Below are 12,828 nucleotides of genomic sequence, written 5' to 3'. Positions count from 1 at the left end.
AGTTTAAAACAGGCTATGTTATTAAAATTTATGGTATCTTTTAAATCAGTAGCCAGAACTCAATAATAGCTGGCGCATAGTTGGGTTTGATACCAATAAGCCTGATTCTGTATGTTAATCTGCAAAAATAGCAAAAACGAATAGATTGGTGCAGTGAATCATTTTACTGTTAATTTTTTCATTAATGGCCAAAACAGGTATAAATAATGGCTTTGCCCCCTATTACTGAAAACCAAAAATTAGAGGAAGCAGCCAGAGCTGGTTGGCTTTATTATGTTGCAGGAAAAACACAAGACGAGATCGCTAAACAGCTCAATACATCTCGACAATCTGCGCAAAGATTAGTGGCAATGGCCGTATCAAAAGGGTTAATAAAAGTCCGACTCGAACACCCAATTAAACGTTGCATGGAACTGGCTGATTTACTTCAACAACGCTTCGGCTTACTCAAGTGTGAGGTGGTTCCGAGTGTGCCGGGTGATGCTGATTCTGTAGTGGGTCTTTCACAAGCCGGTGCAGCTGAAATTGAACGGTACGCAAAAAGCCGACAAGCTAAGACGATTGCTTTTGGGACCGGACGAGCCTTACGTGCTTGCACTAATGAACTTACCAATATGCAGTGCCCTCAGCACCGTATTGTCTCGTTGGTTGGAAACATAGCGCAGGATGGTTCTGCTAGTCGTTATGATGTTGCTATTCATGTTGCAGAGCGTTTAGGGGCAAGACATTTTCCTATGCCTGTTCCTGTTATTGCTAGTACGCAAGCAGATAAAGCTCAATGGCAACAGCTGACGCATGTAAAAAATGTTCATGAGCTCGCCCTACAAGCAGATGTGTATTTTGTCGGGGTTGGTGACTTGGGGATAAACTCCCCTTTACATTTAGATGGGTTTATTACACAACATGAGCTTGCGGCACTTGAGGCTATGGGTGCCACAGGTGAAGTAATAAGTTGGATATTTGATAGTAATGGTAAACTCGTTCAATCTGACATAAACCAGCGTGTAACGAGCGTTGCTTTGTCTACTCGTCGAGACAAACATGTAATAGGAATTGCTGCAGGGCAGAACAAGGTTCCAGCCATTGCCGGGGCAATAGAGTCTGGTATGATCAATTCCCTCATTACAAATGAGTCTACTGCTGAAGCGTTATTGCATTTATAAATGCTATTAGCGAGAGGCCTTGCTTAGTTAGTTTGCGTTGCTTTTACTTGAAGGCATCTCATTCACTCACTTGCAAAGATAAATTAAATGACGAGGCGGTAATATACTGTTATTTATGAGAAAACTTATTAAAAAGCTAATGCTGAGCGCGTGTTCACTTTGTTTGCTTGTTGCATGTTCAGAAGAGCCATCACCCCAGCAGCCTGAAAGCAGCAATACAAGTGGTGATGTGCGACAGCAATTAGATATGTATCAAAACCTGGCTTGGCATGTAGTCAGTTTATTACAAAGCCAATCTACGCCAACGCAGATAAGTGACTCAGTAACAACTTTAATCGGCTCATCAAAGCAGTTGTTTGTAAATCTTAAAGAGCAACTGCCTGAATGCGAAGAAAGTCTAAACGTTATGGCGCAAATAGCCATGATTAAACAGCAACATATAGAGATAGAAAATGGCGGGTCTCAAGAAGAGCTCCCCAAATTACCTGAATTCTCAGCGCCGAGTTGCTACCACGCACAAAAGCTATTACTTAATCCACTTGCGGTCTATACACTAACTCAACAAGCAGATTTAGCACAAAGTGATTACCAACACGCAAAGTTAAAAATGATTGATAGTTTTGCACGCATCAAGCAGATAGAAATGATTGCTGCTGAGTAGTCATTGCTAGTCATAGCCTTGCCATAAAATTGTCATACAAGGTTGCTAATTTAGTCGCCTATTTGTATTACTGATGCTAGGTGTAAGGTGAGCGCACAACTACAGCAGATCTTAGATAACAGTGCAATTGAAACCTTGTTTCAACCTATCTTTGATATTTCTAATCAACATATTTTGGGCTATGAGGCGTTAAGTCGTGGGCCTAGAGATTCTGAGTTAGAAATGCCCTGTGCATTGTTCAGCGAAGCCATTGCTTGTCATAAAATCTCTGAGTTAGAGTTACTTTGCCGCAGTAAAGCGATTGAGAACTTTGTTAAGCTTAACCTACAAGGTAAGTTATTCTTAAATGTAAGCCCTAAAACTTTACTCGATCCGTGTCATCCAAAAGGTGAAACTTTGCACCTTGTTGAGCACTTCGGTTTAGCTGCTAATCGTGTGGTTATCGAGGTTACAGAGCAAGAAAAAGTCGATGATGGCTTTTTATTGTTAAAGACTATTGCACATTATCGTGAGCTAGGTTTTTCGATTGCAATTGATGATTTAGGCGCCGGCTATTCGGGCTTAAAACAATGGTCTGAGTTATGTCCTGAATTTGTAAAAATAGACCGCTACTTTATTGATCATTGCGACCAGAGTGTGGTTAAAAAAGAGTTTTTAAAGTCTATTATTGAGCTTGCTAAAGCAACCAATACGCAAGTAATAGCAGAAGGCATTGAGCGTGTAGAGGAGCTTCGCTTACTCGAAAGTTTAGGGGTACAGCATGCACAAGGCTTTTTGTTAGAAAGGCCAAGTTTACAGCCTAGTTACGAAATTAATATTCACTGCCTAAAGCATTTAGAATCATCAGATACTGAAAGTAATTTTGAACAGTCTATGGCGATTGGCTGGTTAGCAGTTGAACATGCAAGTATTGAATCAACAACCCGCTGTAAAGATGCTCATAAAATTTTTGAGCAAGATAAAACCTTAACGAGCCTTGCGGTACTAGAGCATAATATTCCTGTTGGTTTATTACACCGAGATCAACTTACCGAAGTATTTGCTGCCCCGTATGGGCATGCGCTTTATGATAAGCAACCCGTTACTTCTTTAATGGATAAACAGCCGTTAGTGGTAGACGAAAACGAGTTACTCGATACGGTGAGTCAGCAAATTACCGAATTTGAGTTTGATATTCGACGTCACATTGTGATCACCCGAAGTGGTGAATACTTAGGATTGGCACCCCTACGTAATATTTTAAAGCACATTACTGAAGAAAAAATCCGCCATGCACAACATGCCAACCCGCTTACAATGCTGCCGGGTAATGTCGCGATTAACGAAGCAATTGAGCTAAGGCTTCGCAATAATTATCCGTTCTCGCTAGCCTATGTTGATTTAAACCACTTTAAACAATTCAATGATCTGTACGGATACGCCAGTGGTGATAGCGTAATAAAGCTGCTAGCTGAGGTTATTGTCGAGGCGTGCAGCACGAGTAAAGGCTTTGTGGGGCACATTGGCGGGGATGATTTTATGGTCGTGTTTGATAAAAATGATGCAGAGCAAGTGTGCCATGACATCATTAATAAATTTGAGCATCAATCTCGCGCATTTTTTACGCCTGAGCATATTGAGCAAGGGGGTTATTGGGCAAGTAATCGAGAAGGTAAAAAGCAGTTTGTGCCTTTACTTACACTATCGATAGGGTTAGTTAAGCCAGATTTAGAGCTGTGTATTAATAGTCATCAGGTAGCTGCGCTGGCGACAGATGCAAAAAAAGAGGCTAAGCGTTATCAAAGTAGCCATTTATTTGTTTGCCAAAGAAGGCGACCAGCACCTGCTGTTGTGCGCCTTAGTTGTGCGAAAGATGACAGTGCATCTGTCGGACTATGAAGAAAATTTAAGTTTAGTAAGTTTTGCTTGTGTCTACATTTGAGTAGGTGTAGCTTAAAAAAAACACTATCAAAAAATAACAATGAAGCGACTATGTAGCGCAATTTTAGTATTGCTTAGCCTAGGATACAGCCTTACCACAGAAGCAAAAAATGTGGTGAATTTAGCGATTGAACAGCGCCCGCTCTACAAGCGTGATTATTATCTTCATGAATTACTGGCAGCGGCTTTACGTGCTGGTAATTACCAAGCAGAAATTAATGAGGTATTAGTACACCCTCATCAACAACGTACCTTACTGATGCTTGATGCAAAGCAAGCAGATATATTTTGGAGCATGACAAGCCCTGAGCGAGAACACCTTGCCATTGCAGTACCTGTGCCTTTGTTCAAGGGTTATATTGGTAAGCGAGCTCTACTAACGAAACGTGCATTTCTACCACTTTTCGAATCAGTAAAAACGAAACAAGACTTAGCGCCTTTAACGGCAATTCAAGGGCATGATTGGCCGGATACAAAAATTCTTGCGCAAAATGGCCTAACAGTCAGGCCGCTGGCAAATTATCAAGCGATGTTTAGTTTAGTGATCAGAGGACGAGTTGATTATTTTCCGCGTTCGTTCATTGAAGTGATCTCTGAACTAGAGCAAGTGAAAAGTAATGAGCTGGTTATAGTGCCAAACTTATATATCAGTTATCCAACAGCATTTTACTTTTTTGTTAGTAATCACAGGCCTGAACTAGCTGAAGTGTTAATGAAAGGACTGACAACGATGAAAAGCACGGGCGAGTTTGAACAGTTATTTGCTAGCTACTTCGCTGAAGACTTAGCTAAATTGCCGTTTAAAGAAAGTGAAGCCATAGAAATAAAACTCGATAACGATTATTTTCAGCCACAAAAAAAGGAGCCTTAGCTCCTTTTTAGATACCAATTCGCTTAATTAAGTAATATTGCGGCTTGGTATAATTACAACCGCTATTAGCGGAGTAGTGACTCAGTTAACACTGGGCGAATTTCACGAATGATCGCTTGCGTTAACTTAGGTGCACCACAAATGATGTTGCCGCTTTGGTTGTAGTTAATACCACCTGCGAAATCAACAACCATACCGCCCGCTTCTTTAACTAAAAGCTCGCCTGCTGCTGTGTCCCATGGCTTAAGGCCAATTTCAAAGAAACCATCAACACGACCTGCTGCAACATAAGCCATATCTAATGCCGCAGAACCTGCACGGCGGATATCAGCAGTGTGTACGAAAAGCGCTTTAAACGCTTCAGAGTATGCGTCTAAGTGGTGCTTTTGTTTGAATGGGAAACCAGTTGCAAGTACAGAACCTGCTAACTCGTTAGTTTTAGTTACGCGTAAACGTTTGTTGTTAAGCTGTGCGCCTTGACCACGCGATGCTGTGAATAATTCACCGCGAATTGGATCATAGATAACAGCTTGGTCTAAACGACCTTTAACTTTAAGTGCAATAGATACTGCGAAATGAGGGATACCCTTGATGAAGTTAGTTGTGCCATCAAGTGGGTCAACAATCCATTGGTAATCTGCATCTTTACCTTTGTGCTCACCAAGCTCTTCACCAACGATACAATGATCAGGGTAAGATTTTAAAATAGTGTCACGAATTGCGGCTTCAGCTTCTTTGTCGATGTTAGTCACTAAGTCGTTAGTGCCTTTTTGTTGTACATCAACTTTTGATAAATCTTCACTTGCGCGAAGTAAAATTTTGCCTGCGTTACGCGCAGCGCGAACCGCAATGTTTAACATTGGATGCATAGCATTACCTTTGGGTTGTAAAAGAACGAATATATTTAAGCCGGCGTATTCTAGCGATTTCTAGCGTAAAGTAAACAATAAACTCGAATAAATCAGGTTGTTTTTTGTACAGGGTTGAAATGCAAGGGGATCCTATTGGACTACAAGCGGTAAGCTATTAGTTTGATGTCGAATGGTGTTGCGGGTTGAGCATTTTGCCTAAGGCCTACCTCGTAGGAAGTGCTTTAATGCCAAATATATTTGCGCAAAGAGAAGTGAACGAGAAGACAAAGAGGAAACCACAGGTTTTTTTCTTCCTCTAAAGCGCAACGTCTCTTATCCTCTTTGTGAACATTTGGTTTTCTCTGTGGAGCGCGAAGCGCCTCTGTGCTCTCTGTGGTTCAAATATGTTTTGCACAAAGAGAAGTGAATGAGAAGAAAATGAGGAAGCGATAATCATGCTTTTTGTTTCTCTAAAGCGCAGCGTCTCTTATCACTCTTTGTGAACATTTGGATTTCTCTGTGTAGCGCGAAGCGCCTCTGTGTTCTCAGTGGTTCAAATATGTTTTTGTAAAATATGCACAAAGAGAAGTGAACGAGAAGATAAAGAGGAAACCACAGATTTTTTTCTTCCTCTAAAGCGTAGCGTCTCTTACCCTCTTTGTGAGTCATAGGATTATTGCGCGATGTAAAATCGCGCCTTACCGCTTACCGTTCAAAGCATATCGCCTAGCGGTTGCAGCCATGTTATAATCCCCGCAATTTTTGACTTTCAGTAAGTAACAACGCAATGACACTTGATGATATTCGTATCGTATTAGTTAACACATCACATTCTGGTAATATTGGCTCAGCGGCACGTGCTATGAAAACGATGGGCTTATCAAATTTATATCTTGTTGATCCTGCTTGTGAAATTGATAGTCATGCCAGTGCGCTTGCAGCTGGTGCAACTGATGTTTTAGGTAAAACAGTGGTTGTAGATACGCTGGCAGATGCAATTGCCGATTGTAGTTTAACAATTGGTACCAGTGCACGCTCACGTACATTATCTTGGCCTATGGTTGAGCCGCGTGAATGTGGTGAAAAATTAGTAGCTGAAGCTGAGCACGGTCCTGTTGCACTGGTATTTGGTCGTGAAAATAGTGGTTTAACGAACGAAGAACTACAACAATGTAATTACCACGTATGTATTCCTGCCAACCCTGAATATAGCTCGCTAAATCTAGCGATGGCGGTGCAAACACTGTGTTATGAAACACGTATGGCTTATTTAAATAAACAGCCAAAAGTACAAGAAGAAGACGAAGCAACCTATCCAAATGCGAAGCAAACTGAGCTGTTCTACGAGCACTTAGAGCAAACGCTAAACGACACGGGGTTTATTATCAAACAACACCCTGGCATGGTAATGACTAAATTACGTCGTTTATTTAACCGCGCGCGTCCAGAAGAAGCTGAGATGAACATCTTACGCGGTATTCTTACCTCTATTAATAAGTCTATAAAATAATCACAGGTTATAAGTATAATACTTGACTAAATTACTCAGGTAATTACAATATACCTAGTACTTGACTATTTTTGTCAAGTATTCGGTTTTATCAATGGCAAGTATCAATTTTTATCAAGTGATAATACTTGACTATTTTGGTCTGGTAATTAAAATTTGCACACCTTAGCGTGCAGTAACATCGGGGGCTCCATGAAGTTAACATCAAAAGGCAGATACGCAGTAACCGCCATGTTGGATGTTGCACTACATACAAATGTGGGTGCAGTGCCTCTTGCCGATATTTCTGAACGCCAAGAGATTTCGTTATCTTACCTTGAACAATTATTTGCCCGTTTACGTAAAAATGGCCTTGTGACCTCTGTGCGTGGCCCAGGTGGCGGATATTTATTAGGTAGAGAAGCAAACGAAATATCTGTCGGCGATGTGATTAATGCCGTTGATGAGTCTGTTGATGCAACACGTTGCCACAACGCAACGGGTGGCTGCCAAAGCGGCATGCGTTGTTTGACTCACACTTTATGGTCGGACTTAAGCGCACGTATCGAAGAGTTTTTAAATAGTATTACCCTTGCTGAATTGGTTGAAAAGTCAGATGTGAAAGAAGTCGCATCACGCCAAGATAACAGCATCAACACTGCAATTAAGCAACTGGAAAACATTCAAGTAAGCTGTCAACTGTAGCTTGACGAAAGCGGAGAGAGAAATGAAGTTACCGATTTATTTAGATTACGCAGCAACCACGCCTGTTGATGAACGTGTGGCAAAAGAAATGATGCAATGCCTGACTATGGACGGTAATTTTGGTAACCCTGCATCACGCTCACACCGTTTTGGTTGGCAAGCAGAAGAAGCGGTTGATCAAGCACGTACAGATATCGCTGATCTGATCAACGCTGACCCGCGTGAAATTGTTTTCACTTCAGGTGCTACAGAATCAAATAACCTAGCAATTAAAGGTGCTGCGCAATTCTATAAAAAGAAAGGCAAGCACGTTATCACTGTTAAAACAGAGCACAAAGCAGTACTTGATACGTGTCGTGAACTAGAGCGTCAAGGTTTCGAAGTAACCTATATGGACGTTGAAGAAAACGGTTTACTTGACCTTAAAAAGCTTGAAGCTGCAATGCGTGACGACACAGTACTTGTGAGCGTAATGCACGTAAATAACGAGCTAGGTGTTATCCAAGATATCGCGACAATCGGCGAAATGTGCCGTGAGCGCAAAATTATGTTCCACGTAGATGCTGCACAAAGCGCAGGTAAAGTACTTATCGACGTGCAACAGTTAAAAGTTGATTTCATGTCGTTCTCTGGCCACAAAGTATATGGTCCGAAAGGTGTAGGCGCACTGTATGTTCGTCGTAAGCCACGTGCACGTTTAGAAGCGCAAATGCACGGTGGTGGTCATGAGCGTGGTATGCGTTCAGGCACACTAGCTACTCACCAATTAGTTGGTATGGGTGCGGCATTTAGAATCGCTAAAGAAGATTTCGAAAAAGACCATGCACACATCAGCGCACTTCGTAAGCGTCTGATTGATGGCATCATGGCTGATATGGACGAAGTTTACTTCAATGGTGAACCAAGTCACTCAGTTCCAGGTATTGTAAATATCAGCTTCAACTTTGTTGAAGGTGAGTCGTTATTAATGGCTGTTAAAGACATTGCTGTTTCATCAGGTTCAGCCTGTACCTCAGCAAGCTTAGAGCCTTCTTATGTACTACGTGCATTAGGCCGTAATGACGAGTTGGCACACAGCTCAATTCGTTTCAGCATTGGCCGCTTTACGACTGAAGAAGAGATTGATTACACCGTTGAACTAATCAAAAACTCGATCGGCCGTTTACGTGAGATGTCTCCTCTATGGGAAATGCATCAAGAAGGTATTGATTTAGATTCAGTTGAGTGGGCGCATCACTAATCAGTGATCGCCGCCGCTAGCAGGTAGTGAGGATAGTATTATGGCTTATAGTGATAAAGTAATCGATCATGTTGAAAATCCACGTAACGTGGGTGCTTTAGACAAAAATGATCCGTCGGTTGCAACAGGTATGGTGGGTGCACCAGCGTGTGGTGACGTAATGAAATTGCAAATCAAAGTATCTCCAGAAGGTGTAATTGAAGATGCAAAATTCAAAACATATGGTTGTGGTAGCGCAATCGCTTCTTCTTCACTTGTAACTGAGTGGGTAAAAGGCAAAACATTAGACGAAGCTGCAACAATCAAAAATACTGATATCAGTGCTGAGCTTGAGTTACCGCCAGTGAAAATTCACTGTTCAATTTTAGCAGAAGACGCGATTCAAGCAGCAATTGCTGATTACAAAAGCAAACAAGCGAAGTAAGAGATAAATTCATGGCAGTGACATTGACAGATGCGGCAGCAAACCGCGTAGAATCATTTTTAGCAAATCGCGGCAAAGGCATTGGCCTACGCGTTGGCATTAAAACGACAGGCTGTTCAGGTCTTGCTTATGTTCTTGAATTTGTTGATGAGTTAGCTGACGGCGACGAAATTTTTGAAAGCCGTGGTGTGAAGGTGATCGTTGATGCCAAAAGCTTAGTCTACATTGATGGTACTGAGCTTGATTACACCAAAGAAGGTTTGAATGAAGGGTTTAAGTTTAATAACCCGAACCAAGCCGATGAGTGTGGTTGCGGCGAAAGCTTTACCGTTTAAGCTTAAAAAATTTCTTTGCTTGAAGCCCTGCCTATGTAGGGCTTTGTTCTTTCCTGTTTACCGAGTTGGATTATGTAATGCGTTACTTTGAGTTATTTGCAATTCCAGTAGATTACAACATTGATTTAGCGACTATTAATAAACACTACCTTGAGCTACAACGCGCAGTTCATCCAGATCGCCACGCAAGCTCTAGCAGCCGTGATAAATTACTTGCTGTGCAAAATGCAGCAGAAATCAATGATGCATTACAAACCTTAAAACACCCGGTAAAACGCGCTGAGTACATGCTAAGCGAGTTAGGTGTTGATATTCGCGCCGAGCAACAAACATTGCAAGACCCGCTATTCTTAATGCAGCAAATGGAACTGCGTGAAGAATTAGAAGAACTTGAAAATGCCGCAGATCCTGATGCAGCAATTGCCCAGTTTGAAGCGCAAATTAAACAACTCGATAAGCAATACAGCAGCGAATTAGCCGAACAGCTCGCAAGTAATGATGAGCAACAATGGCAAGCTGCCGCTGACAATATTCGTAAATTGAAGTTTGTTTATAAGTTACGCGATGAACTAGAGCGTATTGAAGACAGTTTATTTGATGATTAATCGTTAGTTGTTTTAAAGCAGCTATTTAAGAGTTTAAAAGAGCATTATGGCATTATTGCAAATTGCTGAGCCGGGGCAGAGCGCGGCACCACATGAGCACAAATTAGCAGTCGGTATTGACCTTGGTACAACTAACTCGTTAGTTGCAACAGTGCAAAGCGGCGAAGCACGCACACTGACTGATTTAGCAGGTAATGCGATGCTACCATCAGTTGTACAATACCAAGCTGATAGCATAGTGGTCGGTGAACGAGCGGCAGCAGCTGCCACTCAAGACCCTGCTAACACCTTAATTTCGGTGAAACGTTTTTTAGGTAAAACTCAGGCCGAAATCGAAAAAAGCTATGGTCAACTACCGTATGAATTCTGTGAGCATGATGGCTCGTTAGCAATCAGCACGGTTGCAGGTGCAATTAGTCCTGTAACTGCATCGAGTGAAATTTTAAAAGCATTAAAACTGCGTGCAGAAGATAGCTTTGCAGGCCAAGACATTATGGGTGCAGTTATTACTGTGCCAGCCTATTTTGATGATGCACAGCGTCAAAGCACCAAAGACGCTGCCGAGCTTGCTGGTATCAAGGTATTACGTTTATTAAACGAGCCAACGGCTGCGGCTGTTGCTTATGGCCTTGATTCAGGCCAAGAAGGCATTATCGCCGTATACGATTTAGGTGGCGGTACCTTCGATATTTCTATTTTACGTTTACACCAAGGCGTGTTCGAAGTAATGGCAACTGGCGGTGACTCAAGCCTTGGCGGTGATGATTTTGACTCGCTATTAGTTGATTACTTCAAAAAGCAAACAGGTGTGAGCGAGCTTTCTGCATCGGTATTGCGTTTATTCATCAATAAAGCAAAAGCGTGTAAAGAAGCACTAAGCCAATACCAAACTGTGAATGTAGGCTTAGAGTTTGATGGCCAAAGCCACAAAGTTGAAGTTACTCGCGAAACGTTTGATGAGTTAGCTCTTGGCCTTGTGAAGAAAACACTGCGTTCTTGTCGCCGTGCGGTTAAAGATGCGGGTATCGAAAACGAAGAAGTGCTGCAAGTTGTAATGGTTGGCGGCTCGACTCGTATGCCAATTGTACGCTCTCAAGTTGCTGCATTTTTTGATAAAGAGCCACTGACTTCTATCGACCCTGATCGCGTAGTTGCACTCGGTGCGGCATTACAAGCAGACGTACTGGTTGGCAATAAGCCAGATTCAGACATGTTGCTATTAGACGTATTACCACTATCGCTAGGTCTTGAAACCATGGGTGGCTTGGTTGAGAAAATCATTCCACGTAACACCACGATCCCTGTTGCACGTGCACAAGAGTTCACCACTTTTAAAGATGGTCAAACGGCTATGTCACTGCATGTATTACAAGGTGAGCGTGAGCTGGTTGATGATTGTCGTTCGCTGGCTAAATTCAGCTTAAAAGGTATTCCGGCAATGGCAGCAGGTGCTGCGCACATCCGCGTAACCTTTAAAGTAGATGCTGATGGCCTATTAAGTGTATCGGCAATGGAAAAATCAACCGGTGTACAAGCTGAAATCCAGGTTAAACCATCATTTGGCTTATCGGATGATCAAGTTGCAAACATGCTCAAAGAATCAATGACTAACGCAAAAGACGATATGCAAGCGCGGATGCTTAAAGAGCAGCAAGTTGAAGCGTTACGTGTTGTAGAAGCGCTTGAAGCTTCACTGGCAACCGACAGTGCATTACTTGATGAACAAGAATTAGGTGCGTTAAAAGCAGAAATTGCTAAACTTGTTGCCGTACGCGAAACTGCAACAACACCTGCAGAAATTAAAGCAGCGATTGAAGCTGTAGACAATGCAAGTAGCGAATTTGCTGCTCGCAGAATGGATGCATCAATCAAAAAAGCGCTGCAAGGGCAGTCAGTAGACGAAGTTTAACGAGGTAAGGTATGCCACAAATTATTTTTCTTCCCCATGCAGAATTATGCCCAGAAGGCGCAGCAATTGAAGCACCTGCAGGTGAAACAGTATTAGATGTTGCACTAAAAAACGGTATTAGCATTCCACATGCTTGTGAAAAGTCATGTGCGTGTACAACATGCCATTTAATCATCCGTGAAGGCTTTGACTCTTTAGATGAGAGCGATGAACTAGAAGACGACATGCTAGATAAAGCATGGGGTCTAGAGCCTGAATCACGCCTAGGTTGCCAAGCAATCATTAAAGATGAAGATTTAGTGGTTGAAATTCCAAAGTATAATCTCAATATCGTTAATGAAGAGCATTAATTTTTAACGGCTTTGATTTCGTAAAAACCGCTGTAGTTGCTTAGTCTCTACAGCGGTTTTTTGTTTTTAGAGCTGTCAGCTTTCAGCCGTCAGTTTTTAGCAAATAGAGAGGGTGTTTCAGTTATTTGTGTTTTTGAGCAGCAATAGCTTTACATTGATCTCTCAGGTTTTATGTTTTTGATAGCTGATAGCTGATAGCTGATAGCTGATAGCTGATAGCTGATAGCTGATAGCTGATAGCTGATAGCTGATAGCTGATAGCTGATAGCTGATAGCTGATAGCTGATAGCTGATAGCTGATAGCT

At 42.0% G+C, this 12,828-nt stretch carries 13 protein-coding genes; 12 read left to right on the top strand and 1 reads right to left on the bottom strand.

Annotation, left to right across the window (positions count from 1 at the left end):
• Window positions 1–206 precede the first annotated feature (206 nt).
• The 4 genes from L1267_RS12885 to L1267_RS12870 all read left to right on the top strand — a co-directional run bounded on the left by L1267_RS12885 (window position 207) and on the right by L1267_RS12870 (window position 4,615).
• Window positions 207–1,163 (top strand): sugar-binding transcriptional regulator, encoded by a 957-nt coding sequence (locus tag L1267_RS12885; protein WP_135923322.1) that lies wholly within the window; start codon window positions 207–209, stop codon window positions 1,161–1,163.
• A gap of 115 nt (window positions 1,164–1,278) precedes the next feature.
• On the top strand, window positions 1,279–1,824 hold the full coding sequence (locus L1267_RS12880; protein ID WP_135923323.1) for a hypothetical protein: 546 nt from the start codon (window positions 1,279–1,281) through the stop codon (window positions 1,822–1,824).
• Between the two features lie 87 nt (window positions 1,825–1,911).
• Complete coding sequence (locus L1267_RS12875) at window positions 1,912–3,702, top strand: GGDEF domain-containing protein (RefSeq protein ID WP_235383114.1); 1,791 nt, start codon at window positions 1,912–1,914, stop codon at window positions 3,700–3,702.
• A gap of 82 nt (window positions 3,703–3,784) precedes the next feature.
• The gene (locus L1267_RS12870) at window positions 3,785–4,615 is read left to right on the top strand and encodes a substrate-binding periplasmic protein (protein WP_235383113.1); all 831 of its coding nucleotides are present in this window, start codon (window positions 3,785–3,787) and stop codon (window positions 4,613–4,615) included.
• Between the two features lie 65 nt (window positions 4,616–4,680).
• On the opposite strand, the gene suhB is transcribed toward L1267_RS12870, so the two are convergent.
• The gene (gene suhB, locus L1267_RS12865; protein ID WP_235383112.1) at window positions 4,681–5,484 is read right to left on the bottom strand and encodes an inositol-1-monophosphatase; all 804 of its coding nucleotides are present in this window, start codon (window positions 5,482–5,484) and stop codon (window positions 4,681–4,683) included.
• 769 nt (window positions 5,485–6,253) lie between these two features.
• Between suhB and trmJ the strand changes: the two genes are divergently transcribed.
• The 8 genes from trmJ (at window position 6,254) to fdx (ending at window position 12,523) form a co-directional block, all read left to right on the top strand.
• On the top strand, window positions 6,254–6,976 hold the full coding sequence (gene trmJ, locus L1267_RS12860) for a tRNA (cytosine(32)/uridine(32)-2'-O)-methyltransferase TrmJ (protein ID WP_135923327.1): 723 nt from the start codon (window positions 6,254–6,256) through the stop codon (window positions 6,974–6,976).
• A 192-nt stretch (window positions 6,977–7,168) separates the two neighbouring features.
• On the top strand, window positions 7,169–7,660 hold the full coding sequence (gene iscR, locus L1267_RS12855) for a Fe-S cluster assembly transcriptional regulator IscR (RefSeq protein ID WP_063701779.1): 492 nt from the start codon (window positions 7,169–7,171) through the stop codon (window positions 7,658–7,660).
• A gap of 22 nt (window positions 7,661–7,682) precedes the next feature.
• The gene (locus tag L1267_RS12850) at window positions 7,683–8,900 is read left to right on the top strand and encodes an IscS subfamily cysteine desulfurase (protein ID WP_054552500.1); all 1,218 of its coding nucleotides are present in this window, start codon (window positions 7,683–7,685) and stop codon (window positions 8,898–8,900) included.
• 40 nt (window positions 8,901–8,940) lie between these two features.
• Window positions 8,941–9,324, top strand: coding sequence for a Fe-S cluster assembly scaffold IscU (gene iscU, locus L1267_RS12845; protein ID WP_054552501.1), 384 nt, complete (start codon window positions 8,941–8,943; stop codon window positions 9,322–9,324).
• A gap of 11 nt (window positions 9,325–9,335) precedes the next feature.
• Complete coding sequence (gene iscA / locus L1267_RS12840) at window positions 9,336–9,659, top strand: iron-sulfur cluster assembly protein IscA (protein ID WP_054552502.1); 324 nt, start codon at window positions 9,336–9,338, stop codon at window positions 9,657–9,659.
• Between the two features lie 77 nt (window positions 9,660–9,736).
• Complete coding sequence (hscB, locus tag L1267_RS12835; RefSeq protein ID WP_135923329.1) at window positions 9,737–10,264, top strand: co-chaperone HscB; 528 nt, start codon at window positions 9,737–9,739, stop codon at window positions 10,262–10,264.
• A 46-nt stretch (window positions 10,265–10,310) separates the two neighbouring features.
• The gene (hscA, locus tag L1267_RS12830) at window positions 10,311–12,173 is read left to right on the top strand and encodes a Fe-S protein assembly chaperone HscA (RefSeq protein WP_235383111.1); all 1,863 of its coding nucleotides are present in this window, start codon (window positions 10,311–10,313) and stop codon (window positions 12,171–12,173) included.
• An 11-nt stretch (window positions 12,174–12,184) separates the two neighbouring features.
• Window positions 12,185–12,523: an ISC system 2Fe-2S type ferredoxin gene (gene fdx / locus L1267_RS12825; RefSeq protein WP_135923331.1), complete on the top strand. Its 339-nt coding sequence runs from the start codon at window positions 12,185–12,187 to the stop codon at window positions 12,521–12,523.
• Window positions 12,524–12,828 lie beyond the last annotated feature (305 nt).

It is taken from the genome of Pseudoalteromonas sp. OFAV1, assembly GCF_021532595.1.
Taxonomy (GTDB): domain Bacteria; phylum Pseudomonadota; class Gammaproteobacteria; order Enterobacterales; family Alteromonadaceae; genus Pseudoalteromonas; species Pseudoalteromonas lipolytica_C.
This window is presented reverse-complemented; position numbering and strand designations above follow the sequence as displayed.

What these genes read in the sequence shown, in the direction of transcription:
- L1267_RS12885 (WP_135923322.1), top strand. Translation starts at nt 207, where the DNA reads ATGGCTTTGCCCCCTATTACTGAAAACCAAAAATTAGAGGAAGCAGCC.
- L1267_RS12880 (WP_135923323.1), top strand. Translation starts at nt 1,279, where the DNA reads ATGAGAAAACTTATTAAAAAGCTAATGCTGAGCGCGTGTTCACTTTGT.
- L1267_RS12870 (WP_235383113.1), top strand. Translation starts at nt 3,785, where the DNA reads ATGAAGCGACTATGTAGCGCAATTTTAGTATTGCTTAGCCTAGGATAC.
- suhB (WP_235383112.1), bottom strand. Translation starts at nt 5,484, where the DNA reads ATGCATCCAATGTTAAACATTGCGGTTCGCGCTGCGCGTAACGCAGGC.
- trmJ (WP_135923327.1), top strand. Translation starts at nt 6,254, where the DNA reads ATGACACTTGATGATATTCGTATCGTATTAGTTAACACATCACATTCT.
- iscR (WP_063701779.1), top strand. Translation starts at nt 7,169, where the DNA reads ATGAAGTTAACATCAAAAGGCAGATACGCAGTAACCGCCATGTTGGAT.
- L1267_RS12850 (WP_054552500.1), top strand. Translation starts at nt 7,683, where the DNA reads ATGAAGTTACCGATTTATTTAGATTACGCAGCAACCACGCCTGTTGAT.
- iscU (WP_054552501.1), top strand. Translation starts at nt 8,941, where the DNA reads ATGGCTTATAGTGATAAAGTAATCGATCATGTTGAAAATCCACGTAAC.
- iscA (WP_054552502.1), top strand. Translation starts at nt 9,336, where the DNA reads ATGGCAGTGACATTGACAGATGCGGCAGCAAACCGCGTAGAATCATTT.
- hscB (WP_135923329.1), top strand. Translation starts at nt 9,737, where the DNA reads ATGCGTTACTTTGAGTTATTTGCAATTCCAGTAGATTACAACATTGAT.
- hscA (WP_235383111.1), top strand. Translation starts at nt 10,311, where the DNA reads ATGGCATTATTGCAAATTGCTGAGCCGGGGCAGAGCGCGGCACCACAT.
- fdx (WP_135923331.1), top strand. Translation starts at nt 12,185, where the DNA reads ATGCCACAAATTATTTTTCTTCCCCATGCAGAATTATGCCCAGAAGGC.